The 25,847-nt window shown below is 64.1% G+C and carries 25 protein-coding genes, 1 tRNA gene and 1 pseudogene; 5 read left to right on the plus strand and 22 right to left on the minus strand.

The genetic code is table 11. From position 1 onward, the window contains the following. Positions 1-29: 29 nt before the first annotated feature. Positions 30-923 (minus strand): dihydrodipicolinate synthase family protein, encoded by an 894-nt coding sequence (locus tag NKI72_RS05305; RefSeq protein ID WP_352471244.1) that lies wholly within the window; start codon positions 921-923, stop codon positions 30-32. A 166-nt stretch (positions 924-1,089) separates the two neighbouring features. Here NKI72_RS05305 and NKI72_RS05310 point away from each other — a divergent pair, with 166 nt between their 5' ends. Continuing rightward, positions 1,090-1,680 carry a GntR family transcriptional regulator gene (locus tag NKI72_RS05310; RefSeq protein WP_502893709.1) on the plus strand — a complete coding sequence of 197 codons (591 nt, stop codon included), beginning with the start codon at positions 1,090-1,092 and terminating at the stop codon, positions 1,678-1,680. Between the two features lie 13 nt (positions 1,681-1,693). Here NKI72_RS05310 and NKI72_RS05315 read toward each other — a convergent pair whose 3' ends face one another. From NKI72_RS05315 to NKI72_RS05325, 3 genes are all read right to left on the minus strand, one after another. After that, positions 1,694-2,008 carry a hypothetical protein gene (locus NKI72_RS05315; protein ID WP_352471246.1) on the minus strand — a complete coding sequence of 105 codons (315 nt, stop codon included), beginning with the start codon at positions 2,006-2,008 and terminating at the stop codon, positions 1,694-1,696. 303 nt (positions 2,009-2,311) lie between these two features. Then, on the minus strand, positions 2,312-2,608 hold the full coding sequence (locus NKI72_RS05320; RefSeq protein WP_352471247.1) for a hypothetical protein: 297 nt from the start codon (positions 2,606-2,608) through the stop codon (positions 2,312-2,314). A gap of 306 nt (positions 2,609-2,914) precedes the next feature. After that, entirely contained in the window at positions 2,915-4,411 is a 1,497-nt protein-coding gene (locus tag NKI72_RS05325) for a CoA-acylating methylmalonate-semialdehyde dehydrogenase (RefSeq protein WP_352831297.1), read from the minus strand. A gap of 375 nt (positions 4,412-4,786) precedes the next feature. On the opposite strand from NKI72_RS05325, the gene NKI72_RS05330 reads away from it, so the two are divergent. Beyond that, a complete protein-coding gene (locus NKI72_RS05330) occupies positions 4,787-5,668 on the plus strand; it encodes a LysR family transcriptional regulator (protein ID WP_352613322.1) in 882 nt (293 codons plus the stop codon). Positions 5,669-5,705: 37 nt separating this feature from the next. On the opposite strand, the pseudogene NKI72_RS05335 reads toward NKI72_RS05330, so the two are convergent. From NKI72_RS05335 to rsfS, 8 genes and pseudogenes are all read right to left on the minus strand, one after another. Then, a pseudogene (locus NKI72_RS05335) lies at positions 5,706-6,983 on the minus strand (D-amino acid dehydrogenase); the annotation flags it as partial. 117 nt (positions 6,984-7,100) lie between these two features. Continuing rightward, positions 7,101-8,252 (minus strand): alanine racemase, encoded by a 1,152-nt coding sequence (gene alr / locus NKI72_RS05340; protein ID WP_352833988.1) that lies wholly within the window; start codon positions 8,250-8,252, stop codon positions 7,101-7,103. 29 nt (positions 8,253-8,281) lie between these two features. Then, a complete protein-coding gene (locus tag NKI72_RS05345; RefSeq protein WP_352833990.1) occupies positions 8,282-8,803 on the minus strand; it encodes an RNA pyrophosphohydrolase in 522 nt (173 codons plus the stop codon). Between the two features lies 1 nt (position 8,804). Further along, positions 8,805-10,001: a divergent polysaccharide deacetylase family protein gene (locus NKI72_RS05350; protein WP_352849967.1), complete on the minus strand. Its 1,197-nt coding sequence runs from the start codon at positions 9,999-10,001 to the stop codon at positions 8,805-8,807. Between the two features lie 203 nt (positions 10,002-10,204). Beyond that, entirely contained in the window at positions 10,205-11,530 is a 1,326-nt protein-coding gene (locus tag NKI72_RS05355) for a S41 family peptidase (protein WP_023678065.1), read from the minus strand. Next, positions 11,531-12,874 (minus strand): murein hydrolase activator EnvC family protein, encoded by a 1,344-nt coding sequence (locus NKI72_RS05360; protein WP_352849968.1) that lies wholly within the window; start codon positions 12,872-12,874, stop codon positions 11,531-11,533. Between the two features lie 151 nt (positions 12,875-13,025). Beyond that, positions 13,026-13,508 carry a 23S rRNA (pseudouridine(1915)-N(3))-methyltransferase RlmH gene (gene rlmH, locus NKI72_RS05365; RefSeq protein WP_352833994.1) on the minus strand — a complete coding sequence of 161 codons (483 nt, stop codon included), beginning with the start codon at positions 13,506-13,508 and terminating at the stop codon, positions 13,026-13,028. A gap of 61 nt (positions 13,509-13,569) precedes the next feature. After that, on the minus strand, positions 13,570-13,947 hold the full coding sequence (gene rsfS / locus NKI72_RS05370) for a ribosome silencing factor (protein ID WP_023678068.1): 378 nt from the start codon (positions 13,945-13,947) through the stop codon (positions 13,570-13,572). 239 nt (positions 13,948-14,186) lie between these two features. Here rsfS and NKI72_RS05375 point away from each other — a divergent pair, with 239 nt between their 5' ends. Then, positions 14,187-15,044, plus strand: coding sequence for a mechanosensitive ion channel family protein (locus tag NKI72_RS05375; protein ID WP_352471253.1), 858 nt, complete (start codon positions 14,187-14,189; stop codon positions 15,042-15,044). Positions 15,045-15,073: 29 nt separating this feature from the next. Here the strand turns inward: NKI72_RS05375 and NKI72_RS05380 are convergent, their stop codons facing one another. The 5 genes from NKI72_RS05380 to obgE form a co-directional block, all read right to left on the minus strand. Beyond that, a complete protein-coding gene (locus NKI72_RS05380; RefSeq protein ID WP_352833997.1) occupies positions 15,074-16,363 on the minus strand; it encodes an MFS transporter in 1,290 nt (429 codons plus the stop codon). 253 nt (positions 16,364-16,616) lie between these two features. Continuing rightward, positions 16,617-17,204 carry a nicotinate-nucleotide adenylyltransferase gene (locus tag NKI72_RS05385; protein WP_031212055.1) on the minus strand — a complete coding sequence of 196 codons (588 nt, stop codon included), beginning with the start codon at positions 17,202-17,204 and terminating at the stop codon, positions 16,617-16,619. Positions 17,205-17,367: 163 nt separating this feature from the next. Beyond that, entirely contained in the window at positions 17,368-18,654 is a 1,287-nt protein-coding gene (locus NKI72_RS05390) for a glutamate-5-semialdehyde dehydrogenase (protein WP_023678072.1), read from the minus strand. Positions 18,655-18,667: 13 nt separating this feature from the next. Next, entirely contained in the window at positions 18,668-19,822 is a 1,155-nt protein-coding gene (proB, locus tag NKI72_RS05395) for a glutamate 5-kinase (protein WP_352834000.1), read from the minus strand. 2 nt (positions 19,823-19,824) lie between these two features. Then, complete coding sequence (gene obgE / locus NKI72_RS05400) at positions 19,825-20,856, minus strand: GTPase ObgE (RefSeq protein ID WP_352450880.1); 1,032 nt, start codon at positions 20,854-20,856, stop codon at positions 19,825-19,827. Positions 20,857-21,027: 171 nt separating this feature from the next. On the opposite strand from obgE, the gene NKI72_RS05405 reads away from it, so the two are divergent. Continuing rightward, entirely contained in the window at positions 21,028-21,897 is an 870-nt protein-coding gene (locus NKI72_RS05405; protein ID WP_352834002.1) for an endonuclease/exonuclease/phosphatase family protein, read from the plus strand. A gap of 10 nt (positions 21,898-21,907) precedes the next feature. On the opposite strand, the gene NKI72_RS05410 is transcribed toward NKI72_RS05405, so the two are convergent. The 3 genes from NKI72_RS05410 to NKI72_RS05420 form a co-directional block, all read right to left on the minus strand. Next, positions 21,908-22,495 (minus strand): GNAT family N-acetyltransferase, encoded by a 588-nt coding sequence (locus NKI72_RS05410; protein WP_352834005.1) that lies wholly within the window; start codon positions 22,493-22,495, stop codon positions 21,908-21,910. Between the two features lie 119 nt (positions 22,496-22,614). Continuing rightward, positions 22,615-22,884, minus strand: a complete 270-nt coding sequence (rpmA, locus tag NKI72_RS05415) for a 50S ribosomal protein L27 (RefSeq protein WP_023678077.1) — start codon at positions 22,882-22,884, stop codon at positions 22,615-22,617. 98 nt (positions 22,885-22,982) lie between these two features. Next, the gene (locus tag NKI72_RS05420; protein WP_352834007.1) at positions 22,983-23,690 is read right to left on the minus strand and encodes a 50S ribosomal protein L21; all 708 of its coding nucleotides are present in this window, start codon (positions 23,688-23,690) and stop codon (positions 22,983-22,985) included. Positions 23,691-24,027: 337 nt separating this feature from the next. On the opposite strand from NKI72_RS05420, the gene NKI72_RS05425 reads away from it, so the two are divergent. After that, a tRNA-Ser gene (locus tag NKI72_RS05425) sits at positions 24,028-24,117 on the plus strand. A gap of 74 nt (positions 24,118-24,191) precedes the next feature. Here NKI72_RS05425 and NKI72_RS05430 read toward each other — a convergent pair. Both NKI72_RS05430 and NKI72_RS05435 read right to left on the minus strand, forming a co-directional pair. Next, positions 24,192-24,767 carry a DUF308 domain-containing protein gene (locus tag NKI72_RS05430; protein WP_352834009.1) on the minus strand — a complete coding sequence of 192 codons (576 nt, stop codon included), beginning with the start codon at positions 24,765-24,767 and terminating at the stop codon, positions 24,192-24,194. A 77-nt stretch (positions 24,768-24,844) separates the two neighbouring features. Then, the gene (locus NKI72_RS05435) at positions 24,845-25,441 is read right to left on the minus strand and encodes a TetR/AcrR family transcriptional regulator (protein WP_352834012.1); all 597 of its coding nucleotides are present in this window, start codon (positions 25,439-25,441) and stop codon (positions 24,845-24,847) included. Positions 25,442-25,847 lie beyond the last annotated feature (406 nt).

Below are 25,847 nucleotides of genomic sequence, written 5' to 3' on the forward strand. Positions count from 1 at the left end.
CATCTGCAAATGCCTTCAAAGCGACTGGATCAGAATGTCGGCAGCTCTGGCCGCACCGCCAGCGCATCCCTGACGATCTTTTCGACTGCCTTGCGCCGCTCGCCCGACAATGGCTGGCGCGGCATGCGCACGCGGTCGTTGGTGTTGATCGCCAGCACTTCGGCAAGCTTGATGTTCTGCACCAGATAGGTCGAAACGTCGAGGTCGAGCAGCGGCCGGAACCAGCGGTAGATCTTCAACGCCTCCTCGCGGCGGCCCTGTCGCATCAGCTGGTAGATGGCGACGGTCTCGCGCGGGAACGCGGTGACCAGGCCCGCCACCCAGCCGATGGCGCCGACCGACAGCGCCTCGAAGGCGAGATTGTCTACGCCGGTGAACAGGTCGTAGCGGTCGCCGAGGCGGTTGATGATCTCGGTCGAGCGGCGGATGTCGTCGGAGGACTCTTTTATGGCGACGAAGCGTTGGTCCTTCGCCAACTCCTCCATCTGGTCGACGGTGACGTCGACGCGGTAGGCAAGCCGGTTGGAGTAGATCATCACCGGCAGGTCGCCGGCCGCGGCGACGGCGCTGAGTGCCGCGACCGTCTCCTCGGCATTGGTATGGTAGATCGGGCTCGGCACCACCATCAAACCGTTGGCGCCTTCCTTGGCGGCGCGGCGCGCGATCGCCGCCGCCTCGCGTGTACCGGCCTCGTTGACCGTCAACAGCACCGGTTTCTTGCCGGCGATCTTCTGCGCGGTCTTCAGCACCGCGATCTTCTCGTCGTGCGACAGCATCGGGCCTTCGCCGAGCGACCCGCAGACGATGATGCCGTCACAGCCGGCCTCCATCTGCAGCGCAAAGCAGCGCTCCATCTCGGCATGGTCGAGGCCGTCGTCCTCGGTGAATTTGGTCGTAACGGCGGGGAAGACTCCGGCCCACATGTCGATCGCTCCATCTGATATATCAGTCGTATATTTCTTAAGAAGCCGGCTGTCAACGTTGAATCTGATATGATATATCAACAATATATCAGGAGATGCCGCATTGGTATATGACAGCCCGGGCTCCGAGCCGGCAACTGCGAAGGCCTACCGCAGGCTCGAGCACATGATCGTAACTCTCGAACTGGCGCCGGCGAGCTTCATCACCGAGGGGGCGCTGATTGACAGGCTCGGCCTCGGCCGCACCCCGGTTCGCGAAGCAATCCAGCGGCTGGCCTGGGAGGGGCTGCTCGAGGTCCGGCCGCGCGCCGGCATCGCCATCGCGCCGCTTCACCCCGGCGACTGGCTGCGTGTCCTCGACGCCCGCCGTGGCGTCGAGGTGGTGCTTGCCCGCTCGGCCGCCCGCTTCGTTACCCGCGAGGCCGCCGACCTGTTCCATGACGCTGCCCTTGCCATGCAAAAGGCGGTGATTTCGGAAAATGTGTTCTACTTTATCCAGGCCGACAAGGCGCTTGACGAGGCGCTGGCGCTGGCTGCCGACAACCCGTTCGCCGCGCGCCTGGCGGCACCCTTGCAAACCCATAGCCGTCGCTTCTGGTTCCGCTACAAGGCCGATACCGGATTGGCCGAATCCGCCGAGCACCATGTCGCACTGATCCGTTCGATCCTCGCCGGCGACGAAGATGCCGCGGCCAAGGACGCCAAGCGCCTGATGGCGCTTTTGCGCGGCCATGCCGAGGCAGCTGCCACACGCTGAGCCTGCCATTTCGTCATGCGCCCTGGCCGGGCAGGGCCATCACGTTTTCCCAATTGTCGCCGGCCGCGACGATGCAGCTTCTGCCGGCGATATCGGTGACGACGATGGTCCAGGTTCCGGTCTCGGCGACAAAGACTTCCATGACCGCCTCATGACCGATCAGCCCCAAAGCAAACTGCCTTTCCTGGAACTTCTCGCTCAAATGGGCGACGAGCTCGCCATGTTCAACGCAGTGTTGATATTGCGCGCCTGCGGTGTTCGTACCCACCGCCAATGCGCCAGCAAGAACCAGGGTTTTCACCCATCTCAACAGCGATTTGCGTGCCATAGGGCACCTCCTTTGCCATCACGTTCCGGCAAAGGAGGGGTTTGACGGCCTCATTTTGCCGGAGCGATCCAGGCCGGTTCCGACGTCATCATCATCGCGTCGTTCCTTTCTGTGTTCCGGTCTGCCATTGGTGGGAACGATTTAAGATGTTCCCATTATGTTCTCGATATATGGTATCGATAATGGAAAAGCGCAAGCAGGCGCCCAAGCGGGCGCCTGCAGATCCGTTTTACGGCTGTCGCCGAAAGAATGAGCCACAGGCCGCGCGGCCATGCCGAGGCGCGCAGACCCGTGATAAATCGTTCAGGTGCCTGGCAGCGCCGCTTTCGTCATCGCGCTCTCCCAGCCTTCGCCGACTGAAATCACGCAGCTTTGACCTTTTGTGTCGCTGGCGAGGATGGTCCATGTGCCCTTGTCGGAAACGAAGACTTCAAGCACCACATTCGGATTGACGACGCCGACCGCGCTCGGGTTTTCATGAAACTTCTCGCCGAGCGCCTTGACCATATCGGCGCGTGCCGCACATTGCTCGGCAGCCATTGCCGGGACGGCGGAAAGGGCCATCGCAGCGCAAGCTATAGTCGCCATGAGACGTGCCATCTGACACCTCCTTTGCGCCGGACGATATCCCCCGGAGCCGTCACCAGCGCCGTTGGTTGATCTGCCAGCATCTCCTTCGCGGCAGGACTGCAACCTAAGAAGATTGCTGCCTTCTTGGTTCCATCACATTAGTGTTCATGCCGATGAAGACCGCGGCAAAAAGGCCCGAGCTTGGTGCCCGGGCCTTTTCTTGCTTTCTGCGATTTGGATCAGTTCATCGTCGGGGTGACGAATTCGGCGCCATCCTTCACGCCGGCCAGCGCGCCCCAAGCCGAAGGCGAGGACGCGCTGACAGAAACCGTTCGGTCAGTTCATCGTCGGGATGACGAACTCGGCACCGTCCTTCACGCCGGACGGCCAGCGCGACGTTACCGTCTTGGTCTTGGTGTAGAAGCGGAACGCGTCCGGCCCGTGCTGGTTGAGGTCGCCGAAGGAGGACGCCTTCCAGCCGCCAAAGGTGTAGTAGGCGATCGGCACCGGGATCGGCACGTTGATGCCGACCATGCCGACCTGAACCCGCGAGGCGAAGTCGCGCGCCGCGTCGCCGTCGCGGGTGAAGATGGCGACGCCATTGCCCATCTCGTGCTCGTTGGCGAGCTTGATGGCGTTCTCGTAGGTCGGTGCGCGAACGACCGAGAGCACCGGCCCGAAGATCTCTTCCTTGTAGATGCGCATGTCGGCGGTCACATTGTCGAACAGGCAGCCGCCCATATAGTAGCCGTTCTCGTAGCCCTGCATGGAGAAGCCGCGGCCGTCGACGACCAGCCTGGCGCCTTCCTTGACGCCGGTGTCGACATAGGACTTGACCCGCTCCAGCGCCTGCGCCGTGACCAGCGGGCCGAAATCGGCGGAAGAATCCGTCGACGGACCGACCTTCAGGCTCTCGACGCGCGGCACCAGTCTTTCCATCAGCCGGTTGGCGGTGTCGTTGCCGACCGGGACGGCCACCGAGATCGCCATGCAGCGCTCGCCGGCCGAGCCGTAGCCGGCGCCGATCAGCGCGTCGACGGTTTGGTCCATGTCGGCATCCGGCATGATGATCATGTGATTCTTGGCACCGCCGAAGCACTGCACGCGCTTGCCGGCAGCGCAGCCGCGCGAATAAATGTACTGGGCGATCGGTGTCGAGCCGACGAAACCGATGGCCTTGATGTCAGCATCGTCGAGGATGGCGTCGACCACTTCCTTGTCGCCATTGACGACATTGAGGATGCCCGCCGGCAGACCGGCCTCGATGAACAGTTCGGCAATGCGCATCGGCACGCCCGGGTCGCGTTCGGACGGCTTGAGAATGAAGGCATTGCCACAGGCGATGGCCGGCGCGATCTTCCACAGCGGGATCATCGCCGGAAAATTGAACGGTGTGATGCCGGCGACGACGCCGAGCGGCTGGCGCATCGAATAGACGTCGATGCCGGGGCCGGCGCCATCGGTGAACTCGCCCTTCATCATATGCGGCGCACCGATGCAGACCTCGACCACTTCGAGGCCGCGCTGGATGTCGCCCTTGGCGTCGGCGATGGTCTTGCCGTGTTCGCGCGCCAATATCTCGGCCAGCGCGTCATACTCCTTGGCGACCAGCTCGAGGAACCGCATCAGGACGCGTACGCGCCGCTGCGGATTGGTCGCCGCCCAGCCGGGCTGTGCGGCCTTGGCGTTTTCGACCGCCGCACGCAATTCCGCCTGCGAAGCCAGCGCCACCGTGCCGCGCACCGTGCCGTCCATCGGCTGCATGACGTCCTGCTTGCGGCCGCTGGTTCCGGCGACGCGCTTGCCGCCGATGAAATGACCGTATTCGATCATGGTCTCTCTCCCTGGTTCGTGATGAGGCATTGTCCGCCTTTGCGGGAGCGATGGCAACGCGAGCGAAAACGCAACCGTTGTGCAGAAAATAGATAGCGGTTGACGGCAGAGCATCAATTCTCGCAAATAGGAAGAATGCAGGTCCCCAGCAGCAAGGATTGAGATTGAGTTCCTTCACCGCCCCCCTCTGTCCTGCCGGACATCTCCCCCTCAAGGGGGGAGATTGGCTGTCACGCCCGCCTTCGGAAATCTTCACCGCGGCAAGAAAGACGCCTGCGGCGAAACTGCCAATCTCCCCCCTTGAGGGGGAGATGTCCGGCAGGACAGAGGGGGGCGCGAAGGAACGCGGTTTTGATCGTTATCGCCAGGACCCTCATGAACTGGGATGATGCCCGTATCTTCCTTGCCGTAGCGCGGGCCGGCCAGATCCTCGGCGCCGCCAGGCGGCTGGAGCTTAATCACGCGACCGTCTCGCGCCGCATTGCCGCCCTCGAGGCAGCGCTCAGGACAAAACTGTTTCGCCGGCTTACCACCGGCAGCGAGCTGACGCCGGCGGGCGAGCGTTTCCTCGAGATTGCCGAACGCATGGAGGGCGACATGATCGCCGCGCGCTCGACCGTTTCAGGCGAAGGCGACGACATCTCGGGCACCGTGCGCATCGGCGCGCCGGACGGCTTTGGCGTCGCCTTCCTGGCCAGGCGCCTCGGCGCGCTGACCGCTCTGCACCGTGAGCTCACCATCCAGCTGGTGCCGGTGCCACGCTCCTTCTCTTTGTCCCGGCGCGAGGCTGACATTGCCATCACCGTCGAACGGCCGACGGAAGGCCGCCTGGTGGCGGGAAAGCTGGTCGACTACACGCTCGGCCTGTTCGCGTCGCGTGCCTACGCCGACACCCATGGCCTGCCCGGAACCGCCGCCGAGCTAGGCCAGCATACGCTGATCGGCTACGTGCCGGACCTGATCGTCAGTCCCTCGCTCGACTACGCGGCCGAATTCAGCCCCGACTGGCGGACCAGCTTCGCCATTTCCTCCGCGCTCGGCCAGGCCGAAGCGGTGCGTTCCGGCGCCGGCATCGGCATCCTGCACACCTTCGTTGCCCGCTCGATGCCGGAGCTGGTGCCTCTCGATATCGTCGCACCCATCCGCCGCGCCTACTGGCTGGTCTATCATGAATCGGTCAGGCCGCTGCGCCGCGTCCAGGTCGTCGCGAGCTTCATTACCAAGGCCGTCGAACGGGACAGGGGTTTGTTCGCGTGAGCCTGCCGGCCGCTGGCTGTCTTAGCTGGTGGGCGTCTTACTTGGCGTATCGTCCGGGCCCGAGATCGCCGACGTCGATGTCGGGCACCCGGCTGGAGATGATGTCGGCCAGAACTTTGGCCGAGCCGCAGGCCATGGTCCAGCCGAGTGTGCCATGGCCAGTGTTGAGATAGAGATTGGAGAAATCGGTGCGGCCGATCAGCGGCGGCCCGTCCGGTGTCATCGGCCGCAGCCCGCACCAGAAGGTCGCCGATCGCATGTCGCCGCTGCCCGGAAACAGGTCGCCGACCGAATGTTCGAGCGTGCGGCGCCGCGATTCATGCAGCCGCAGGTCGAAGCCGGAAATCTCCGCCGTGCCGCCGACCCGGATACGGTCGCCGAGCCGGGTGATCGCTACTTTGTAGCTCTCGTCCATCACGGTCGAGACCGGTGCAGCGGCGGCGTCCTTGATCGGCAGGGTGATCGAATAGCCCTTGACCGGGTAGACCGGGATGGGCCGCTTCAGCATGCGCATGAACCGTGCCGAATAGCTGCCCATCGCCATCACATAGGCATCGGCGACCATCCAGCCCTTGCTGGTGCTGATGTTGGTGATGCGATCGCGCTTCTTGACGACGCGCCGTATCTCCGTGTCGTATTCGAAGGTGACGCCGCGTGCTGCGCAAAGCTCGGCAAGCCTGTCGGTGAACATCTTGCAGTCGCCGGTTTCGTCGCCGGGCAACCGCAGGCCACCGACGAATTTTTCGCGCACGCCGGCCAGCCCAGGCTCGGCCGCAATGCAGCCGTCGGGGTCGAGGACCTCGTAGGGGACGCCATAGGCCTTCAGCACCTCGACATCGCCGCCGACGCCGTCGAGCTGCTTTTGCGTTCGGAAGAGCTGCAGCGTGCCCTTGGCGCGCTCGTCATAGGCGATGCCGGTCGCCTCGCGCAGCGCCTTCAGCGTGTCGCGGCTGTACTCGGCCAGCGGCACCATGCGCGCCTTGTTCAGCGCGTAGCGTTCAGCCGTGCAATTGCGCAGCATCTTGACCAGCCATATCCACATATGCGGATCGAGGGCCGGTCGCACCACCAGTGGACCGTGCTTCATCAAAAGCCATTTGATGGCTTTCAGCGGAACGCCGGGCCCGGCCCAGGGCGAGGCATAGCCGGGCGAGATCTCGCCGGCATTGGCAAAGCTGGTTTCCAGCGCCGGGCCTTTCTGGCGATCGATCACCGTCACCTGATGACCGGCCTCGGCAAGAAAATAGGCGGTGGTGACCCCGATCACGCCGCCGCCCAGCACGAAGATCTTCATCGTTTGGTTCTCCGCGGCGGCATCTCGTCGGGATTCGAGACCGGGATCATCGCCGCCTCATGTCTGCCGGATTCTGTGGCGTCAGCCAAGTGCCGATGCTTAGGGAAAAGACATGCGTGAGGACAACAACCTTGCGTCCTAGCCATTCACATAGCGCCGGTGGAAACGGTGGCCGAGGCTGGTCAAGACCTCATAGCCGATGGTGCCGGCCTGGCCGGCTACCTGGTCCACCGTCTGCGACGACGGTCCGATGAGTTCGACGAGGTCGCCGGCCTTCAGCCTGCCGGGCGGCAATGCGGAAATGTCGAGGATGATCGAATCCATCGAAACCCGGCCGACGAAGGGCAGCCGCACATTTTCGAGCCAGGCGGCGGAAGCGGCGCGTCGATGCCAGCCATCGCCGTAGCCGAGCGAAATCGTCGCCGCGGCAAGCGGGGCCTTGGCGTGGAAAGTGTGACCGTAGCCGACACCGGCGCCGGCCTCCAATATCCGCGTCTGGATGACCTTGGCCTGCAATCGCACCACCGGCAGCATCGGATTGTCCTTCGCCGGCGTCGGATTGACACCATAGAGAGCGGCACCCGGACGAACGAGGTCGTAGTGATAGCGCTGCCCGAGAAAAATGCCTGATGAATTGGCAAGGGAAGCCGGCGCTTCCGGCAGCATCCGGCGCAGCCGTTCGAATTCCAGCCGCTGCCGCTCGTTGGCCGGCTGCTCGGGTTCATCGGCGCAGGCGAGATGGCTCATCACGAAGGTCAGTTCGACACCGTCGAAAGCCTGCGGATCCTGCGCAACTGCCTTCACCTCGGATGGCGTCATGCCGAGCCGCGACATGCCGCTGTCGACCTGGAGGGCGGCCGGCAACTTACGGCCCACCCGCCCGGCCATCTCGCGCCATGCCGCGAGTTGGCTGGCGCTGTTGAGTACGGTGCAAAGCCCTGCCACAACCGCTTCCGTTTCCGCACCCGGCGGAATGCCGTTCAGCACATAAATGGCCGGATCTGAGCCGAGCGCCTTGCGCAGCAAGATGCCGCCGGCCAAATGCGCAACAAAGAAAGTATTACAGCCCTCACCCATCAGCGCCGCCGCCACCGGCGCCGCGCCAATCCCATAGCCGTCGGCCTTGACCACTCCAGCACAGCCGACGCCGCCCAGCCGCGCCTTCAGCCGCCGGTAGTTCTCACGGACGGCGCCGAGATCGATGGTCAGGATCGCCCCTGCCGCGGCTTCGCTGATCGGTTCGCTCAGGGTGACGGTCGGCGGAAGAGATTTGCTGGAGATGTTGTTCATGCCGACCTGTTTTAACGGAAGGCCGGCGGCTACGCCACCAGGTGCCGGAACGCCGCCACCACGTCTTCGTAGACCTTGCGCTTGAACGGCACGATCAGGCCCGGCAATTCCAGCATCGGCCGCCACGCCCACCGGTCGAACTCGGCCTTGTGGCCACCCGGCGGCGGATTGATCGCGATCTCGCTTTCGTCGCCGTGGAAACGGAAGGCAAACCATTTCTGCGTCTGGCCGCGATATCGTCCCTTGAAGGCGACGCCGACCAGATGCGCCGGCAGGTCGTATTTGATCCAGTGCGGCGCCTCGGCCAGCAGCGACACCGAGCGCATGCCGGTCTCTTCGTAAAGTTCACGCGCCGCCGCGGGCAGCGGCTCCTCGCCATCATCGATGCCGCCCTGCGGCATCTGCCAGAGCTGCGTCGTTCCAGCGAATTCGCTGTCCGGCTCGGCAATGCGACGGCCGACCCAGACCAGGCCGGCCTCATTGAGGACCATCACCCCTATGCAGGGCCGGTAGGGCAGCGTCTCGGGCTCAACGAGCTTGTTCTTTGTCATCTCAGCCTTTTTCCGGATCTATGGCCACCGCCGAAACCGGCACGATCTCGATGCCGCGCTTCTTGGCCTCGGTCACCCAGGAAGACACGGTATCCACCGTCAGGTCGAAAGCCGAGCCGATGCCGACGGCAAATCCTTTCGCCCGTGCCGTCGCTTCCAGCCCATCCAGTTTCTTCAATATGGCGCCGCGGTCCTGCACCGCATCGATCGCCGTATCGCCGCCGACGAACGGCACGCCGTCCTTCAGCGCCAGTTCGGGTGCCAGGCTGCGCGCCGACGAACCGTCGTCGACATAGGCCAGACCACGCTTGCCAAGCTCGGCCATCAACGGCCCCATCGCCGTCGCGTCGGCCGAAAAGCGGGCGCCCATATAGTTCATGACGCCGGTGTAGTTGGTCGTTCGCGACAGCGCCCAGCGTAAATTCTTCAAATTCTCGTCCGGCGTTGCAGCCACGGTCAGCGTGTTACGGCCGGGATTGACGTTCGGATAGTCGAACGGCTCAAGCGGTACCTGCATGATGACCTCATGGCCGCTCTGCCGCGCCACCTGCATCCAGCGGCCGATGCTGTTGCCTTGCGGCGCGAAGGCCAGCGTCACTTCCGCCGGCAGCTTGGCGATGGCTGCCTGCGTGCCGGTCTGCGACACGGCAAGCCCGCCGATGACGAGCGCGACGCGTGCACCGCGAGCCCCGGACCACGGCCGCGCATAGACATCGAACGGGCGCCTGCCGTCGGCGGCGCGGATCGGCAACGGACCGGTTTCGCTGGCCTCGACCAGCGCCTTGTCGGGAATATGCGCGATCCTGAGGTTCTGGCCGATCGTCGAAGGGTCGCGAATGACTATGGCCGCCTCGGGTGGAGCGTCGCCCCCCTCGGTCTGGACATGGATGATCTGCGGACCGCCCGTCTTCGGCCCGCTTATGTTGGTCCCGCTTGCGTTGCTTGGCGCAGCCATTTCGGGTGTCGCCTTGGCGGGCGCGGCGGCGGTATCCGCCGCCGGCGTCTTCGGCGTCGAAACGGCTGCTTCTTGCAGCTTCCGGAACGGCTTGTCTCGCAAGGCGATGGCGCTGGAGACGCCGACCACGGACAGCACGACAAGCGCGGCCGCGACCGTACCGGCGCTGATCCCGCTGCCTGAGCGCGGCAGCCGGATCGCCTGTCCGAGAGGTCGTTCTATGTCCTTGCCGATATCAGCCAAGCCCGCATCCCCGGCGCGCATCCCCGAAGTGAAACCTTCTCCGGAGGCGCAAAATCCAAAATGTCGGCGCGTCCCCTTGCTTCACTGGACGCGCAGCATGCCGGCCGCGGCCCCCGAATCAAACTGCCGGAGCCTCGCGGCCCCGGCAGCATCGCATCGCTTCGCCCAGGCAGCCAGACCTGTTTGGCCCGGCTTGCCTGCCCTTACTGGTTCAACACGGCCTTTTGCGGATTCGGCGGGAACGCCGGATCCGTCTTCTGGCCGCGCAGCAGCTGCTCGGCATAGATGAGCTGCAAATCGTCCTTCGGTTCCGGCGGCACATAGGCTGCCGAACCCGAACCGGTCGTGCTTTCGTCGGCGCCCTTGATATGGCCCTTGAGGTCAGATTCGCCGCGCGTCAGGTCCCTGCCCTGCAGTTCCGCCGGCAGCGGCTGGTCGACCTTGATGTCGGGCGTGATGCCCTTGCCCTGGATCGACTTGCCGGACGGCGTGTAATAGAGCGCCGTCGTCAGCCGCAGCGCCCCGTTCTCGCCAAGCGGGATGATGGTCTGCACCGAACCCTTGCCGAAGGATTGCGTGCCGACCACCGTGGCGCGGCGCAGATCCTGCAGTGCGCCGGCGACGATTTCCGAGGCACTGGCCGAGCCGCCATTGACGAGCACGATCAGCGGCTTGCCGCCGATGTCGTCGCCGGCCCGCGCGTCGAAGCGGGTGACGTCCTTCGGGTCGCGGCCGCGCGTCGAGACGATCTCGCCACGGTCGAGGAAGGCATCCGACACGCTCACCGCCTGGTCGAGCAAACCGCCCGGATTGAGGCGCAGGTCGAGCACGTAGCCCTTGAGCTTGTCGTTCGGCACCTGCTTCTTGATGGTGTCGATGGCATTCTCGAGGTCGTCATAGGTTTTTTCGGTAAAGGAGGTGATCTTCATGTAGCCGATGTCGTTTTCGACCCGGAACTTGACCGCCTTGACCTTGATGATGTCGCGCACGACCGTCAGTTCGATCGGCTTGTCGGCGCCCTGGCGCAGGATGGTGAGCTTGATCGGCGTATTGACCAGCCCGCGCATCTTCTCGACGGCGTCGTTGAGCGTCAGGCCGCGGACCTCCTCGCCGTCGATCTTGGCGATATAGTCGCCGGCGAGCACGCCTGCCTTGGCGGCCGGCGTATCGTCGATCGGCGTGATCACCTTGACCAGGTCGTTCTCCATGGTGACCTCGATGCCGAGGCCGCCGAATTCGCCCTTGGTCTGCACGCGCATGTCCTGCGCTTCTTCGGCATTCATGTAGGAGGAGTGCGGGTCGAGCGACGACAGCATGCCGTTGATGGCATTTTCAACCAGCGACTTGTCGTCGGGCGGCGTCACATAATTCGCCCGCACCCGTTCGAAGATATCGCCGAAGATCGCCAGTTGCTTATAGGTCTCGGAGCCCGCAGCTTTCGCTGTCGAGCCGGGCGCGCCATAGACCAGGCTCATCGCCGATGCACCCATCAGCGCACCGGCAAACAGAAGCGACAGTTTCCGCATCATTCACGTCCTTCCAGAAAAACGGTCCGCCCACCATGGGGCCGGATCGACGGGTTTTCCATCCTTGCGGAACTCGACATAGAGCTCCGGCGTGGCATTTCCATTCTTCGATGCCGAGGTGCTCGCCACCCGGGCCTCTCCCATCGCGCCGACCGGCTCACCTGCGAGCACCGACTGGCCAGACGCGACGCTGATTCTGCTCATCCCCGCCAGGACGACATGATAGCCGTCACCCGCATTCAGGATCAAGAGTTGACCGTAAGAGCGGAAAGGCCCCGCATAAAGCACATTTCCATCCGCCGGCGCTGTGACGATGGCTCCCGATTGTGTCGCAACCATGTCACCGAGCATCATCGCGCCGTTACCGTCGTCGGCCCCGAAGCGCCGCTTGATCCTGCCGGTGACCGGCAGCGCGATCTGCCCTTGAAGCGCGGAAAACGGCGCGGCAGCGGTGAGCCTGTTGCTCTCCGGCACCGGCAGCGAGGCCAATTCCGTCGGCGCCGCAGCCGATACCGGGCCCTTGTCGGCGTCGGCCGTCTTTTGCTCGGCTGCCTTGGCCGCATCCGCCGCCTTGCGGGCTCTGTCGGCCTCGAGCGAGGCGATCAGTTCTTTCAGGCTGCCGGCCTTGGCCGCCAGCGTCGCGGACCGCTGCTTTTCGACGGCCAGCGCGGTTTGCGTATCGGCGGCGAGCTTCTGCTTCGCTTCGAGCAGCATGCCGAGCCGCTTTTTTTCCGCCGCCTGCTCGCCGACAGCTGCCGTCAGCCGCGCCCGCGCGGCCTCGAGCGAGGCCGTCACCCGCGACTGCTCCTTGAGGTCGGCCAGCAACATGTCGGTCTGCTGGCGCAGTTCCGGCACCACGGCACCGAGCAGGATGGCGCTGCGCACCGACGACAATGCGTCCTCCGGCTTGACCAGGATCGCCGGCGGCGGATTGAGCCCCATGCGCTGCAGCGCGCCGAGGACTTCGGCCAGAACGTCGCGTCTGGCGGCCAGTGAGGCGCGGATCTTCTGCCCCTGCGCCTTCAGCCCTTCCAGCTTGCCGCCGATGTCCTCGATGTCCTGGCCGAGCTTCTGCTCGGTCATCGCCGACTGGATCAGCGCCGCGGTGATCGAGGCGTGGTCCTTCTTGACCGCCGCTATGTCGGCTGCGAGCTTGGCCAGCCGCTCGGACGACAGCGTGATCTCTTTCGATACTTTTTCGTATTCGGCGCGGCTCTGGTCCGGGTCGGGCGCCAGGTCGAGCGTGTTCTCGGCCCGCGCGACGCCGAGCGAAAGCGCGATCGTCGCCACGGCGATGCCGTAGCGCACGCGCCAGGAGCCCGTTCGTGATTTCCAGTCTTCAGACATTGAAGCCTAACTCTATGCGCGGCTTCGTTAACGAACCATCAACCATGTTCGAGCCCCGGCCGCCATCCGCAAACCCCATGAGCCCAAACTGTCGATGAGCATTGGGGCAAAAATCCGGGCGGCTGGCATCAATTCGCCGACGGAGCCGACTTCATGAACGATGGTAGGGGTGACCGGAAAGGATCGTGGCCGCCCGGTAAAGCTGCTCGCCCAGCATCACGCGGACCAGCTGATGCGGCCAGGTAAGCGCGCCGAGCGACACCGTCAGATCAGCCAGGTCGCGCAGTGACTGGTCATGGCCGTCGGCGCCGCCAATGGCGATCACCAGCGCCTTGCGCCCGCCATCGCGCAGCGAACCTATGCGGCCGGCGAAATCCTCGGAGGAAAGGTTCTTGCCGCGCTCATCCAGCAGCATCAGCGCCGTGCCCGGTTGCAAGTGCGTCTGCAGCTTCTGGCCTTCCTCGCGCCGGCGCTCATCGGCCGTCTGCGCGCGACCTTCCGCAATCTCGACGATCCCAGCGAATTCGAGGCCTACGGCAGGACCGCTCCTGGCAAAACGCTCGAAATAGCGGTCGGCCAACTGCTTCTCGGGGCCGGCTTTCATTCGGCCCACGGCATGAACCGTAATCTTCATCCCTGCCTCGAAGAGCCGCTGATGCATGTCGGACGACGACATGCATCAAGACGAGTACGGCTCAGTGGAGGGTCTCCTCCTCGAGATCAGGCGCCTGCCACATCTTTTCGAGATTGTAGAAGTCGCGGACCTCGGGACGGAAGACATGGACGATGATGTCGCCCGAATCGATCAGGACCCAGTCGGCGCCAGCCAGCCCCTCGACGCGCGCAGTGCCGAGCCCGGCATCCTTGAGCGCCTTAAGGAGATGATCGGCAACAGCCGAGACATGACGGTGCGATCGGCCAGACGCGACGACCATGTAGTCGCCGAGGCTCGATTTCCCCTGAATGTCGATTGAGACGATATTTTCGGCCTTGGAGTCTTCCAGACTGGCAAGGACTGTCTTGATGGCGCGGGACACGGCGTCGTTTACGCTGATCCCGGCCGGCGAAGGCACGATGTCGGCCTTCTTCCGCAGTGCTGTTCTCAGTGTATTTCCTTTCGCAGCAAGAACAACCAAATCACCTCTGAAATCAGGTGACACTGCTTAGATAGGCAGAGTTAGGTTGCAGTTTCAAGACACCGCTCGCAAGCAGGCACCCGGCAGCGGCCGAATATCCGGCTTTTCGGGCCAGAAAATCGGAACCGCCTCGCCCCGCAGCGGTTATCGGCTCATCCACGAACCGGAATCCCGACATGCCGATCGATCCCCAGAACGCCCTCCTCACCGTGCAATCCGGCCTGGCGCAACTCAGCACGCTGATCGTCTCCTACTCGCTTTCGGCGGTCGGCGCCGTCATCCTGCTGGTCATCGGCTACATCGTCGCCGGCCTCGCCGAGCGTTCGATCTATGCCGGCCTCGGCCATATCAGCGGCTTCGACGAAACGCTCCGCCATTTCTTCTCGCAGGTCGTCCGCTACGCCATCCTGGGACTGGTCGTGATCATGGTTCTCGGCCAGTTCGGCGTGCAGACGGCTTCGATCATTGCCGCTATCGGTGCCGCCGGCCTGGCCATCGGCCTGGCGCTGCAAGGCACGCTGCAGAACATTGCCGCCGGCATCATGCTCCTGGCGCTGCGGCCGTTCCGCATCGGCGAATATGTCGAAGTCGGCGCGATATCCGGCACCGTCGAGGAGATCGGGCTGTTTGCCACAACGCTGAGGACGGTCGAAGGCGTCTACGTGCTTGCACCCAACTCGACCCTGTGGAACCAGCCGGTCCGCAACTTCACCCGCAACGGTGTGCGGCGCGGCGACATCACGCTCAGCATCGGCTCCTGGAACGACATCGATTTTGCGCAGAAGACCATGCTTGGCGTTGCCGCCGCCGACCGGCGCGTCAGGCGGCAGCCTGCGCCGATCGCCTTTGTCGCGACCGTCGGCGACAGCACCGTCGCCATCAGCTTGCGCTACTGGACGGCGGCTGCCGATTTCTTCGCCGCCCAGATCGACCTCACCAAAGGGGTCAAGCAGGCGTTCGATGCCGAAGGTCTTTCAATTCCGGCGCCGGCGCCGCAAGCGCCGCAGCCGGAGGCCTCAGCCACGCAGCAATAGAGCGTTGCAGCCAGCTGGCAGGATGCCCCTCAAAGCTCTCCGCGCCCGCGCTGATCTTCAGGCGCGAAGGCGAGATCGACAGGCAACGGCGCCTGCGCCGTCATTGGCGCGAAACTGCCGGTCTCGGTGGCGGGCACCGGCCGCACCATGACGACGCGCCAGAGAACGAACAGGCAGTAGGCGGCGGCAATGACGATTGCCACATAGATGAAGGCCTGCGTGCCGTAGACGGCGGAAAGTCCGGTCACAATGCCGGGTACGACGAAGCCGGAAAGCGACCAGGCAAACAAAAGCGAGCTCGACAGCGCCACCATGTCGTCCTTGCCGGCGCGGTCACCGGCATGGGCGCTGGCCAGCGAGTAGATCGATTCCGAGGCGCCGTCCCAGACCACATAGATGACAAGCAGAGCCGCCAGCGCGCCGCCGTCGAAACCGAGGGCAAACAGGCCCGCCGCGGCGGCAAGCGCCGACGCCGCGATCAGCACAAAGCGCCGGTCGGTGCGGTCGGAAATCCAGCCGAGCGGAATCTGCAGGATCAGCGTGCCGACCGGCATTGCCGAAAGCAGCAAGGCGACGTCGGCCTGGCTGTAGCCCTTGGTCGTGGCATGGATCGGCGCAAAACCCGAGATCGTCATCGACAGGCCGCCGACGGCAAGCATGCCGGCAACGCCGACCGGGGAGATCCGCCAGGCGCGGCCGAGCGCCACGGACGCCGCTTGCGGCGCCGGCGGCTGCGCGAGCCGCGTCAGCCCGACGGGAAGGATCGACAGCGCGGTAAAGGCAATGCCGATCAGCGGCGCATCGGCCGCGCGGATATCGATCAACGCCAGCGTCGAATAACCGACGCCGAGCCCGGCGACATAGGCAACGTAGAAGATGGCCATGACCCGGCCGCGGATGGCGTTGGCGACGACATCGTTCAGCCAGCTCTGCGCGACGATGAACAGGCCGCATATGGCAAAGCCGTAGAGTGCCCGTGCAGCGATCCATGGCAAGGGGTGCGGCCCGGCGCCGACCGCGGCGTTGGACAGCACGATCAGTGCCGACAGCACCATGAACACGCGGGCATGGCCGACACGCCGCACCAGCGGCCCGGTCAGGATGCAACCGGCAAGGCCGCCAGCCGAAAGGCCGGTGACGATCAGCCCCGCCCATGTCGGATCGAAGCCCTCGGCGCCGAGCCGGACTGGGATATAGGCGAACATCAGCCCATTGCCGACGGCGATCAGCGCCATCGACAAAAGGATGCTGGCAATGGCGATCGACGGCGCCGGCTGCCTTAGGCCGCTCTTGTCCTGGTCGCGCTCGAGAATCGTCATGACCGAGGATCGCCCATCAAGCAGGTCAAGGCAGCGGCAAAAGCGACATCACCGGACTTGCCTTCTCCCCTTGTGGGAGAAGGTGGATCGGCGCGCAGCGCCGAGACGGATGAGGGGTGCTGGAAGAAATGCAGCGTAAAAAGACCGACGGATTTTAAGTGCTTAGTTCTTCAAGCTAGCGATCATTCCAGCACCCCTCATCCGACCGAGCTTCGCTCGGCCACCTTGTCCCACAGGGGGGAGAAGGAGACTCCTATCCCTTTGCCACCTTGCGGATCGCGCTCGACGACAGCGACGAACGCGGGCCGTGGATGAAGGTCCAGGCCGGCGCCGTCATGCGGGCGAGCCGCGGTGCGTCGCCCTCGTCGACGCGAGCATAGTCGAAGGTCTTGGCGACCACCGACGACAGGAACGACAGCGTCGCACCTGGCCGGTCGACCACCGCGATCGGGAACGTCATGACGATGCGGCGCCAGCGCTGCCAGCGGTGGAAGTCGCGAAGCGAGTCGGCGCCCATGATCCAGACAAAATCGACGCCCGGGTTACGCGCCTTGACCAGCGCCAGCGTGTCGGCGGTGAAGCGGACGCGGTGGGCCGCCTCGAATGCGGTGACCTTGATCTTCGGGTTCTTGGCGATCTTTTCGGATAGCTGCAGCCGCTCGGCCAGCGGCGCCAGGTCTCCGGCATTCTTGAGCGGATTGCCGGGCGTCACCATCCACCACAGCTGATCGAGCGCAAGGCGTCTGAGTGCGATCTCGGCGACCAGCGCATGGCCGGCATGCGGCGGGTTGAACGAACCGCCGAACAGCCCGACCGCCACGCCTTTCCCGGCATGCGGCATGTGCAGATAGTGGGAGGATACGGATTCCTTACCCTCCCCCTTGTGGGGAGGGTCGATCCGCGAAGCGGAGCGGGGTGGGGGTGTTGCAGAGTTCAGCGTCGCACCCCCACCCGGCTCGCGATGCTCGCCACCCTCCCCACAAGGGGGAGGGTAAGACCGGCGCTCAAGGCCTCACCTGTCCCGACCCGCGTACGCGGTATTTGAACGAGGTCAGTTGCTCGACGCCGACCGGCCCGCGTGCATGCATCTTGCCGGTGGCGATGCCGATCTCGGCGCCCATGCCGAACTCGCCGCCATCGGCAAACTGGGTCGAGGCGTTGTGCAGAAGGATCGCCGAATCGACCTCGTTGAAGAACCGGTCGACCGCTGTGGCGTCCTCGGCGATGATCGCCTCGGTGTGATGCGAGGAAAACGTCTCGATATGCTCGATGGCGCCGCCAATGCCGTCGACCAGCTTCACCGCAATGATGGCATCGAGATACTCGGTCACCCAGTCTGCATCGGTCGCGGGCTGGGCATCGGCATAAAGCCTCAGCGCCTCGGCATCGGCATGGATCTCGCAGCCTGCCGCCCGCAAGGCCTCGAGGATCGGCACCAGGTGCGTGCCGGCGGCGGCACGGTCGACCAGCAGCGTCTCGGCAGCACCGCACACCCCGGTGCGCCGCATCTTGGCATTGACCGCGATCTTGACCGCCATGTCGAGATCAGCCGATCGGTCGATATAGAGATGGCAGATGCCCTCGAGATGCGCGAAGACCGGCACCCGTGCCTCGTTCTGCACACGCTCGACCAGGCTGCGGCCGCCGCGCGGAATGATGACCTCGAGATTGCCGGAAAGTCCTTTCAGCATTTCGCCGACGGCGGCGCGATCGGTGGTCGGCACCAATTGTATGGCATCCTCCGGCAGCCCGGCTGCCTTCAGCCCCTCGACCAGGCAGGCATGGATAGCGGCGGAAGAATTCGCCGAATCCGAGCCGCCGCGCAGGATCACCGGATTGCCCGCCTTGAGGCAGAGCGCGCCGGCATCGGCGGTCACGTTAGGCCGGCTCTCATAGATGACGCCGACGACGCCGAGCGGCGTGCGCACCCGTTCGATATGCAACCCGTTCGGCCGGTCCCATGCGGCAATGACATCGCCGACCGGATCGCGTAACCCGGCGATCTCGCTGATACCGTCTGCCATGGCGCGGATGCGGGCGGGATCGAGCTTCAGCCGATCCATCGACGCTGCCGATAGGCCAGCCTCCCTGCCATTTCTGATGTCGATGGCATTGGCGTCGAGGATGTCCTGCTCATGCCGAAGGATCGCCTGAGCCATGCCGAACAGCGCCGCGTGCTTGCGCTCGGCCGCAGCTATGGCCAGCGGGCGGGCCGCGGCACGCGCGCGGCGGCCGATATCGGCCATCAGCGCCACGGTATCATCCCGGGATTTTTCATGCAGCGTCAGCATGGCTCATCCTCCGCTATGTAACCTGGTCACCGACTACTTGCTCGCCACCGGCATGGCTCACCACAAGATCGTCGCGGTGGATCATCGCCGAACGCGCCTCGTAGCCGAGCACCGTTTCGATCTCGGTCGTCTTCAGGCCAGCGATCCTTACGGCATCGGCGGCATCATAGGCAACCAGCCCGCGCGCGATCTCGCGGCCCTCGGGCGACAGGATCGCCACCGTGTCGCCACGCGCAAAATTGCCGCTGACCAGTTTGACGCCGGCCGGCAGCAGCGACTTGCCCGAGAGCAGCGCGCCGATGGCGCCGGCATCGACGGTCAGCCGGCCGGCCGGTTCGAGCTGCCCGGCGATCCAGGTCTTGTAGCCCTTGACCGGATTGGCGCTCGGCCGGAAGAAGGTGGCGCGCTCGCCGCGCTCGATTGCCAGCAACGGCGACAGCCGCGTGCCTGATGTGATGATCATGGCGGTGCCGGCGGCGGTCGCGATCTTGCCGGCGTCGAGCTTGGTGCGCATGCCGCCGCGCGACAATTCCGAAGCAGCGGCACCCGCCATCGCCTCGATGTCAGGGGTGATGCGGTCGACGACCGGAATGAACCGGGCTTGCGGGTCGCGCGCCGGCGGCGCCGTGTAGAGCCCGTCAATGTCGGAAAGCAGCACCAAAAGATCGGCGCCCATCATGGTGGCGACGCGCGCCGCCAGGCGGTCGTTGTCGCCATAGCGGATTTCGGAGGTGGCCACCGTATCGTTCTCGTTGATGACCGGCACCGCCTTCATTTTGAGCAGTGTCGAGATCGTCGCCCGTGCGTTGAGATAGCGGCGACGCTCTTCGGTGTCGCCGAGCGTCAGCAGGATCTGGCCCGATTTCAAGCCATTCTTGCCGAGCGCATCCGACCAGGCGCCGGCCAATGCGATCTGCCCGACGGCGGCCGCCGCCTGGCTCTCCTCGAGCTTCAGCGCCCGCTTGCCGAGACCGAGGATGGTGCGGCCAAGTGCAATCGCCCCGGAAGACACGACGAGAATTTCGGCGCCGCCACTGGCCAGCATGGCGATGTCGTCGGCAAGCGAGGCCAGCCAGTCGCGCTTCAGGCCCGTCGTGCGGTCGACAAGCAGCGCCGAGCCGATCTTGACGGCAATGCGCCGATAATTTTTCAGCGATTGCGCGGCCATGGCTATGTGTTCCAGCGCGTCTCGACCGGCGCAGCGACCGCCTCGCGTGCATCGGCCACCACAGCGATCAGCGCGCGCAACACCGCCTCGACGCCTTCGCCGGTGACCGCCGAAAGCAGCATCGGCGCGCGGCCGGCGGCACGTTTCAGCGAGGCGGTCTTTTTCTTGCGTGCGTCGGCATCGAGTATGTCGACCTGGGAAAGCGCGACGATTTCGACCTTGTCGGTCAGCCCATTGCCGTAGGCTTCGAGCTCGGCACGCACGGTCTTGTAGGCATTGGCCGGATTTTCTTCCTGCGCCGAGACAAGATGCAGAAGGACACGCGTGCGCTCGACATGGCCAAGGAAGCGGTCGCCGATGCCGACACCTTCATGCGCGCCTTCGATCAGGCCCGGGATATCGGCAATGACGAATTCGCGACCGTCGATGCGGGCCACGCCAAGGCCGGGATGCAGCGTGGTGAAGGGATAGTCGGCGATCTTCGGCTTGGCCGCGGTGACCGCCGCCAGGAAGGTCGACTTGCCGGCGTTGGGCAGCCCGACGAGGCCGGCATCGGCGATCAGCTTCAGCCTGAGCCAGATGTTGAGCTCTTCGCCCGGCAGTCCGGGATTGGCGCGGCGCGGCGCCTGGTTGGTCGAGGTCTTGAAGTGCTGGTTGCCGAAGCCGCCATTGCCGCCCTTGGCCAAAAGAAAGCGCTGGCCGACGACCGTGAGATCGCAGATCAGCGTCTCATTGTCCTCGGCAAAGACCTGCGTTCCGGCCGGCACTTTCAGCGTCACGTCGGCACCCTTGGCGCCAGTCATGTTGCGGCCCATGCCGTGCGTGCCGGTCTTGGCCTTGAAATGCTGCTGATAGCGATAGTCGATCAGCGTATTCAGCCCATCGACCGCCTCGACCCAGACATCGCCGCCGCGGCCACCGTCGCCGCCGTCGGGGCCGCCGAACTCGATGAACTTTTCGCGCCGGAACGACACCGAACCGGCGCCGCCGTCGCCGGAGCGGATGTAGACCTTGGCTTGATCGAGAAATTTCATCGGATTGTATGGTTTCTGTTATTGGCTTTGCGGGATTGCTCTAAAGCAAGGCGGGACGAAGGGCGAGGGCCGTTTTTGCTACTGTAACGTCGCGCGTAGCTCTGGACGCGTAGCATTTGGTTGACCCTTGCCGAAAATCGATCTTCGGCTTTCCAAGCGCGAGATGTCGGAATGAAACTGGTAACTTACAATATCCACTACGGCGTCGGTCTCGACGCCCGCTACGATGTCGGCCGTATCGCCGATGCCGTGCGCGGCGCCGACGTGATCGCGCTGCAGGAGGTCACCCGCGCCAACCCGAAGAATGGCGGCCGCGACATGGTGGCCGACCTCGGCGAGGCGCTGCCCGACTATTTTGCCGTCTACGGCAGCAATTTCGAAGCCGACGCCGGCTCGCGCCTGGAGAACGGCCGCGCCATCACGACCACCTTCCAGCTCGGCAACATGGTGCTGTCGAGGACGCCGATCCATCTGTCGCGCAATCTCCTTTTGCCGCGCAGCCGCAGTGTCGAAGCGATGAACTTCCAGCGCGGCGCGCTGGAGGCGCTGATCGAAACGCCGCTTGGTCCGATCCGCTTCTATTCCACCCATCTCGACCATCGCAGCCCGGTTGAACGGCTGAGCCAGATCCGCTTTCTGCGCCAGCGCCTGTTGAACTACCCGCTCGAGGGCGGCGGGCTCTCCGGCGTCGCCGAGATCGGCTTGCCGGACCTGCCTTGTCCCGAAGCCTTCGTCGTCATGGGCGACTTCAACATGCTGGCCGGATCGCCGGAACATGTCGAACTCGCCGGTCAGGCTGACCATGAATTCGGCATGCCGGTGACCGCCGACCTCGCCATCGATGCTGCCACCCGCCTCGGCGCTGGCGGCGCCGATCTCGTCACCTGGGTCGACCCCAAGCGGCCGGACGATACCAGCCGCTACAAGCGCATCGACTACATCTTCACCAGCGCCTCGCTTGCCAAGTCGCTGAAGCGCCTGTGGGTCGACCGGCAAGCGGCCGGTTCGGATCACTTGCCGGTCTGGCTCGAGATGACGTGAGCCGCACCCATCAAAAATGCACCCAGTTCCGCAGGCTGGTCCAGGTCTTGCGATCGAGGCGGTAGCGTTCGACCGGCACCTGACCGGCAACGATCGAGTTCAGCATGCCCTGGCCGGCATACTGGAAGCCGCATTTGTGGATGACCCGGCGCGAGGCCGGATTGATAACCCGCGTCGAGGCGTGCAGCACCTGGATCGTGGTTCTCTGGAAGGCAAGGTCGACCAGTGCGTGCGCTGCTTCCGTCGCGTAGCCGCGTTTCCAGTGCGGCTCGCCGATCCAGTAGCCGAGCTCCAGCCCACGATCCGTGGTGTTGAGCCCGGCACAGCCGACGAAGGTCTCGGTGCCGGCCAGCGTCAGCGCATAGGCGATTCCGGCCCGGCGCGATGCCGTCATGGCCAGGAAAGCGCGTGCCTCGGCCTCGCCATAGGGATGCGGCATGCGAGCCAGCATTTCCGCGACATGGCGGTTGTCGGCGAGCGCCACCAATTGCTCGATGTCGCTTTCACGCGGGGCACGCATGACCAGCCGCTCGGTCGCGAGCACCGGGCAATCTATCGTGTAACTTTCGTCGTCTGAGTCTTCCGCTTCGGCAACCATATCAAAGTCCTCCAGGCACAAGAAAAAGGGGAGATGGAAACCCATCTCCCCTGATCCATTTCCTGGCTTGGCCAGACACCGGTCCCGAGATGGGTGCCGGTGTTCTCGTGCGGAACCGGCTACTCCGCTGCCTTCGTCATCGGGTTCACCGATACGTAGGTTCGGCCATTGGCTTTTTTGTTGAAGGTGACTGCGCCAGCTTCGAGCGCAAACAGCGTGTGGTCCGTGCCAATGCCGACATTGGTGCCGGGATGCCACGTCGTGCCACGCTGACGAATGATGATGTTGCCCGGAATCACGGCTTCGCCGCCGAACTTCTTCACGCCGAGCCGCTTGGAATGGGAGTCGCGACCATTGCGCGACGATCCGCCAGCTTTCTTGTGTGCCATCTAACTACTCCGATGCGCCGCGAGGCGCCTAAACGATCTTATGAACGCGTTCGCGTTCCGTTTCAAGTCCGATCCGGCGACGATTGCGTCGGTTCGTTCTACTTCTTCGCCAATTCCTTGGCCTGCTCACGCCAGTCCTTGATCTGGTCGGCGCTGAACGGCATGTGCTCGTCGATCTTGGCGACGTCCTTGTCGGACAGCTTGGCGATCTGGGCAAAGGTGGTGATGCCCTGTTCGTTGAGCTGGCCGGCGGCGACCGGGCCGATGCCCTTGATCACGGTCAGGTCGTCCGGCTCGCCCTTCGGCGCCTTGAACAACGGTGCGGCGGCTTCGGCAGCCTTGTCCTCGGTCGTCTCGGCCTTGGCTTCCTTCTTCGGCGCAGCCTCTGCCTTCACTGCTGCCTTCGGCGCGGCTTCAGCCTTCGCCTCGGTCTTGGCTGCAACTTCAGCCTTCGCTTCGGTCTTGGCGGCGGCCTTCTTCGCCGGCTTGGCGCCACCCAGCAGGATCTCGGCGATCCTGACGGTGGTCAAAAGCTGGCGATGGCCGATCTTGCGGCGCGAATTCTGCCGGCGGCGCTTCTTGAAGGCGATGACGGTACGGTTCTTGCCCTGCTCGACGACTTCGGCGGTGACCATCGCACCATCGACGAACGGCGCACCGAATGTGACGTTCTCGCCTTCGCCATGCGCGAGCACGTTACCGATCTCGACGATGTCGCCGACATTGGCTTCGAGTTTTTCGATCTTCAGGAGATCGTTGGCGGCAACGCGATACTGCTTGCCGCCCGTTTTGATGACTGCGAACATTTTTTGCCTTTCGCTGTTCGGTCGGCCTTGATGAACCGCTTCAGGCGGTTCGGCCGTCTTTTTGTCAGTCTGCGGGTTCAAAAAACAAGCGGCGCGGAAGATCCCTCCACGCCGATTGCGCGCTGTCCCTAACCGAAGGTTCGGCTTGAGTCAAGGCAAGCGCCGCGGGCAAGCTGCGAATGGGTTGAGCCCAGACCTTGCAAATATCGAGCAGTGACCACCGGAGCCTCGAAGAAGCACGGACAGAAGCTGCGGCGCCGGGGCAGATTGGCCCTTGTAACCTGCCTGTCCAGCCGTTATCTAGTGCGCCGCGCCGGCAACGGCGGACCATGACCGCGGAGAGGTGGCAGAGTGGTCGAATGCACCGCACTCGAAATGCGGCATGGGTGCAAGCCCATCGGGGGTTCGAATCCCTCCCTCTCCGCCACTTCGGAATTGTCCATTCCGGACCCATAGGTAACAGCATCTCTCATCGCGCCGGTAATGGCTTAAGACGGCACGCTATGCAGCCTTCCGCCGCAATTGGCTCACGCTCAGCCACACCGCCGAAACCAGGAAGTAGAGGGCGCCTACTGCGGCATAGCCGGCCACGTTGGTGATCGATGGCGGCATCGGCATCCGCGCCTGTGCGATGAAAAACGTGCCTGCCAGTGCTGACTGCCCTCCGCTCAGGACCATCGCCCACTGCGCACCAGAGCTCTTCCAACGGCGGACAGCGGTACCGAGTTGAAGCAGGCCGGACAGGATCGCCCATAGGCCGAACACGCCCAGCACCCAGTTCATGCTCATCTTCTGCGCAACAACGACCGCGAACGTTGTCGCCACACTGACCACGACGTTGATGGCCTGGGTGCGATTCTGTCCCAATCCTCCGCTGCGCGATGCGTCGACAAAATTGGCCAGGGCATCCCATGCAGGATAAGCCACGAGCAAAACCGCCGCGACCACCCCGGAATGCTGTCCCACCGTAAAGGCAGCCGCCACCCAGACAGCCGAGAACGTCGTCCGAGCGAAGTAATAGAGCTTGAGCCATTGTTCCTGGCTGGCGCGGGAGAGATCGCCACTGTGAACCGTCATTGGATTGTCCTTTCGACTAGTAGGTAGGGGCTCTCGACGAACGTCGCGGAGTGATCGCTAGTATGGTTAGTTGAGATCTAGGCTGGTATCCGGGGGGAAGCGCGGAGCCGCTCCAGGAGCGGGCCGGTCACGACGGCGAATATCTTCGGATCGCCATAGGCCCGTGCTGAAAGCATCGCGCCGTGAACGGTCGCCATGAACGCTTCAGCCTCGGCACGAGGGGTACTCATCAGTCGAAATTGGCCGTGCCGCGCACCGCGCTCCATCACGGATGTCAGCCAAGCCGACAGCGAGCGGAAATGCGCCCGGACCTCAAGGCTAACTTCCTCGGGCAGCACGGGGAGCTCGCTTGCCAACAGCGCGCAGATACAAAACGGGGCGCTGGCGTTCGCGATGCAGGCTTCCCAATACCCGGCATAGATCCGCAACTGTTCGAGCGGATCGGATTCGTGAAGTTCGACATTTGCAATCCCCGCTTCAGTTTCTTCGCGATACCGCGCAACCAGCGTCCGAACCAGATCGACCTTGCTTGGGAAATGGTGATGGATGCTCGCCTTACGGATCCCGACCACATCAGCAACGTCGGCATAACTGAAACCGTTGTAGCCGCCAGCCACGATCAGCGAACGCGCACAAGCCAGGATGTCGTCAGAGGTGGTAGACAAGTTGCTCATGCTTTTACCTACCTTCTGGTAGGATGGCAGTCAAGCCTCCTTGCAACGCGAGTAGCGTGAAATTGCGTGGCTATGGCGTAGACGTCATTCGATCTTCATTGTTTTCGGCCCTCCAATTCAGAAAACTCCGGGTGCTTGTCGATCGAGGTAGCCATCCCACTTCGAGGACGAGACAACACCCTCCGGCCGACCGGACCACCGCTAGTCGCCGTGCGGCACTAGGCGTTTGCACCGACTGCGCTATCTCCCCATCGTCAGCTTGTTCTATCGCTGGTTGAAGACTGGGAGGTTTCCATGGATCGGCGACTATTTTTGACAGGAATGTTTGGCATTGCCGGGGCCGCGGCCCTTGCAAGCACGGTTCGGCCAATCAATGCGGTGGCCGGCGTTCCAACTGCCAGAAGGG

It is taken from the genome of Mesorhizobium sp. M0437 (assembly GCF_040321335.1).
GTDB lineage: Bacteria > Pseudomonadota > Alphaproteobacteria > Rhizobiales > Rhizobiaceae > Mesorhizobium.

Coding starts and splice junctions, on each gene's coding strand:
- NKI72_RS05410 (WP_352834005.1), bottom strand. CDS start 22,495: ATGGTTGCCGAAGCGGAAGACTCAGACGACGAAAGTTACACGATAGAT.
- NKI72_RS05305 (WP_352471244.1), bottom strand. CDS start 923: ATGTGGGCCGGAGTCTTCCCCGCCGTTACGACCAAATTCACCGAGGAC.
- rlmH (WP_352833994.1), bottom strand. CDS start 13,508: ATGAAGATTACGGTTCATGCCGTGGGCCGAATGAAAGCCGGCCCCGAG.
- NKI72_RS05320 (WP_352471247.1), bottom strand. CDS start 2,608: ATGGCACGTCTCATGGCGACTATAGCTTGCGCTGCGATGGCCCTTTCC.
- NKI72_RS05325 (WP_352831297.1), bottom strand. CDS start 4,411: ATGATCGAATACGGTCATTTCATCGGCGGCAAGCGCGTCGCCGGAACC.
- NKI72_RS05315 (WP_352471246.1), bottom strand. CDS start 2,008: ATGGCACGCAAATCGCTGTTGAGATGGGTGAAAACCCTGGTTCTTGCT.
- NKI72_RS05385 (WP_031212055.1), bottom strand. CDS start 17,204: ATGCCGCATGCCGGGAAAGGCGTGGCGGTCGGGCTGTTCGGCGGTTCG.
- proB (WP_352834000.1), bottom strand. CDS start 19,822: ATGGCCGCGCAATCGCTGAAAAATTATCGGCGCATTGCCGTCAAGATC.
- NKI72_RS05330 (WP_352613322.1), top strand. CDS start 4,787: ATGAACTGGGATGATGCCCGTATCTTCCTTGCCGTAGCGCGGGCCGGC.
- alr (WP_352833988.1), bottom strand. CDS start 8,252: ATGAACAACATCTCCAGCAAATCTCTTCCGCCGACCGTCACCCTGAGC.
- NKI72_RS05345 (WP_352833990.1), bottom strand. CDS start 8,803: ATGACAAAGAACAAGCTCGTTGAGCCCGAGACGCTGCCCTACCGGCCC.
- NKI72_RS05310 (WP_502893709.1), top strand. CDS start 1,090: ATGATCGTAACTCTCGAACTGGCGCCGGCGAGCTTCATCACCGAGGGG.
- NKI72_RS05355 (WP_023678065.1), bottom strand. CDS start 11,530: ATGATGCGGAAACTGTCGCTTCTGTTTGCCGGTGCGCTGATGGGTGCA.
- obgE (WP_352450880.1), bottom strand. CDS start 20,856: ATGAAATTTCTCGATCAAGCCAAGGTCTACATCCGCTCCGGCGACGGC.
- NKI72_RS05390 (WP_023678072.1), bottom strand. CDS start 18,654: ATGCTGACGCTGCATGAAAAATCCCGGGATGATACCGTGGCGCTGATG.
- NKI72_RS05430 (WP_352834009.1), bottom strand. CDS start 24,767: ATGACGGTTCACAGTGGCGATCTCTCCCGCGCCAGCCAGGAACAATGG.
- NKI72_RS05360 (WP_352849968.1), bottom strand. CDS start 12,874: ATGTCTGAAGACTGGAAATCACGAACGGGCTCCTGGCGCGTGCGCTAC.
- rpmA (WP_023678077.1), bottom strand. CDS start 22,884: ATGGCACACAAGAAAGCTGGCGGATCGTCGCGCAATGGTCGCGACTCC.
- NKI72_RS05420 (WP_352834007.1), bottom strand. CDS start 23,690: ATGTTCGCAGTCATCAAAACGGGCGGCAAGCAGTATCGCGTTGCCGCC.
- NKI72_RS05435 (WP_352834012.1), bottom strand. CDS start 25,441: ATGAGCAACTTGTCTACCACCTCTGACGACATCCTGGCTTGTGCGCGT.
- NKI72_RS05380 (WP_352833997.1), bottom strand. CDS start 16,363: ATGACGATTCTCGAGCGCGACCAGGACAAGAGCGGCCTAAGGCAGCCG.
- NKI72_RS05375 (WP_352471253.1), top strand. CDS start 14,187: ATGCCGATCGATCCCCAGAACGCCCTCCTCACCGTGCAATCCGGCCTG.
- NKI72_RS05405 (WP_352834002.1), top strand. CDS start 21,028: ATGAAACTGGTAACTTACAATATCCACTACGGCGTCGGTCTCGACGCC.